Raw genomic sequence first — 2,377 nt, forward strand, 5'->3', positions numbered from 1 at the left:
TTGAGCCGCTCGGTCATTATGCCGAAGTCCATCTTAAATTAGAGCCTAGTGGGAGAAATACTGGGATTTCTTTCGAAAGTGTGTGTCATACCGATGATTTACCTGTTGGGACACAGAACATTATTAAAAATCACCTGTTTGAAAGAGAGCATCGTGGATTAATAACTGGGTCTCCTATTACCGACCTGAGGATAACCTTGATAACTGGACGAGCCCATGTCAAACATACGTCAGGAGGAGATTTTAGGGAAGCAGCATTTCGCGCTTTGCGGCAGGGGCTTGAAAAAGCAAACAATATCCTACTGGAACCTTTCTATGATTTTAAAATGCGATTTAATTTAGATCATATGGGAAAAGTTCTAACTGACATTCAAAATGCACATGGCAGCTTTAACCCTCCAATGACGGAAGGTAACAAAGCCATTCTAACTGGGAAAGTTCCAGTTGCTACCTTTATGAATTATGGCCCTGAGTTTGCTTCGATTACGCAAGGAAAAGGAACACTAAATCTCGTTGTTGGTGGTTATTACCCATGCCATAATCCTAAAGCAGTTATGGAAAGAATCAATTACAATAAGGATGCAGATCCAGTCTATACTTCGTCCTCCATCTTCTGCTCCAAAGGACAGGGTTATTCCGTGCCGTGGGATGAAGTGGAAAGTGAAATGCATTGTTTGTAAGATACTTGGGAGTTAAGAACAATCTATTGACGACCGTCCCTTCTATTTTTCGATAGTTTCGGTCGTCAATCCTCATCCATTTAACTCAATCTAAATCTTCTATCCAATGATCAGGTCTTCTTAATGTAGCTGGTAATTTAGTAGTATAATCGCCCTTTGCTGAATTGATTTGTGCTTGCGTCAGAAATAAACTATCGGTCAGATTAGCTCCACGTAAATCAGCATCTCTCAGATCTGCACCAATTAGATCTGCCACTCTCATGTCCGCTTTCCTAAGATCCGCTGCAATTAGTAATGCCCCTCTTAAATTAGTTCCTCTAAGGTCAGCCCCTTTTAAATTTGCACCTATGAAGTCTCTCTTTTTTATGTGCTTCTTGGTCGAAATCTTTGCGCGTACAAGTTCGCTCGTACGGAGAAGTAAATCATTTACCATCGCTCTATGAGCAGGAACATTTAACTCTAAAATAGATTGAGGACTTAGAGTAGTAAGCTTTTCCGTTTCTTCAATAGAAGACTTCAATTCATTAATAATAGGCTGCGCCTCTTCTAAGCTAAGGGCTTCATATAAGTAACAAAGCATCTCTTGAAGTTGTTGCATAATCGGAAATATTTCAAACATTTCTTTAGCTAAAGATGGATTTCTGCGCCAGTCGTTACCATTATATGTGACCTGCGAAACTTTTTGACCTGCACCAAAACACTCATATCCAACACAGCCTCGAAAACCTTCATTTCTAAGATTCTTATGAATTCCAAAACGATAATCTGCTTGAAGATTTGAACAAGGGGTACCTGCTTCTTTATTCATGGCAAAGTCAGCTGACTTCGCATAAGGCAAAGCTACACAGCACAATCCAAAACAATTTATACAATCTGCACGTAAACTATCATTAATTTTTATTAGTTGACTAGACAATCAATCCCCTCCTACTATGCTTCTAATTTACCACAAAAAACCCTCATATCCGAAAAAAAAGATAAGAGGGTTTTGTACAACAAATTTGTTTTTGTTTACGTTAAAGCTTTTCGTTTAAGCGCACGACTGCTTAGATTTTTTCCATTCCAATAGGCCATTCCACAAGCGATTAATAATAAAATACCTGTTACGATAAAGACACTTTGAACAGGGAAAATCCCTCCAAGGAAACCACCAATAATTGGGCCAATCATCCCGCCGATTTGGTTAGCGGTTTGGTTCAAACTAAAAGCTCGGCCACGAAAATCCTCTGGCGTTGATTTCACAACAAGTCCATTCAGGGCTGGGAAGACGGCACAGAAAAATATTCCAAACACAAAGCGAATCAACGAAAATCCCCAAATTTGACTGAATAGTATTTGAGTGATTGTTCCGATTCCACCGCCTAGTAATCCAATAAATAGGACTCGTTGAAAGCCTACTTTGTCTGCCCACTTCCCCCAAAAAGGAGCAAACAGCGCACTGGCAATTCCGGGCAATGAGAACACCACTCCCGCTAATAATGAGGCATTTTCGGAAGACCCTCCCAATTTTACGATATATAAAGGGAGTACAGGCTCTATGGTCATGATGGAACAACTAGTAACCACCGTGAGTATGAGAACGAGGAAGAATGGACGATTCGTCAAGGCCAATTTAAAATCATTTTTTACAGAACCACGAACCTTACTTGGCGTGAAATTTTCCTCTACTACCCAAAAAATGATGAGGAGAGTGGCGA

The 2,377-nt window shown here is 40.1% G+C and carries 2 protein-coding genes and 1 pseudogene; 1 reads left to right on the forward strand and 2 read right to left on the reverse strand.

The features are described from left to right. Window positions 1-680, forward strand: a pseudogene (locus V7659_RS29095) (elongation factor G); the annotation flags it as partial. Window positions 681-765: 85 nt separating this feature from the next. On the opposite strand, the gene V7659_RS29100 reads toward V7659_RS29095, so the two are convergent. Both V7659_RS29100 and V7659_RS29105 read right to left on the reverse strand, forming a co-directional pair. Then, entirely contained in the window at window positions 766-1,596 is an 831-nt protein-coding gene (locus tag V7659_RS29100) for a pentapeptide repeat-containing protein (RefSeq protein WP_335543526.1), read from the reverse strand. A gap of 95 nt (window positions 1,597-1,691) precedes the next feature. Next, on the reverse strand, window positions 1,692-2,377 hold a 686-nt coding region (locus V7659_RS29105), incomplete at its 5' end, for an MFS transporter (protein WP_335543527.1).

It is taken from the genome of Neobacillus drentensis (assembly GCF_036966985.1).
GTDB classification, from domain to species: Bacteria; Bacillota; Bacilli; order Bacillales; family Cytobacillaceae; genus Neobacillus; species Neobacillus drentensis_E.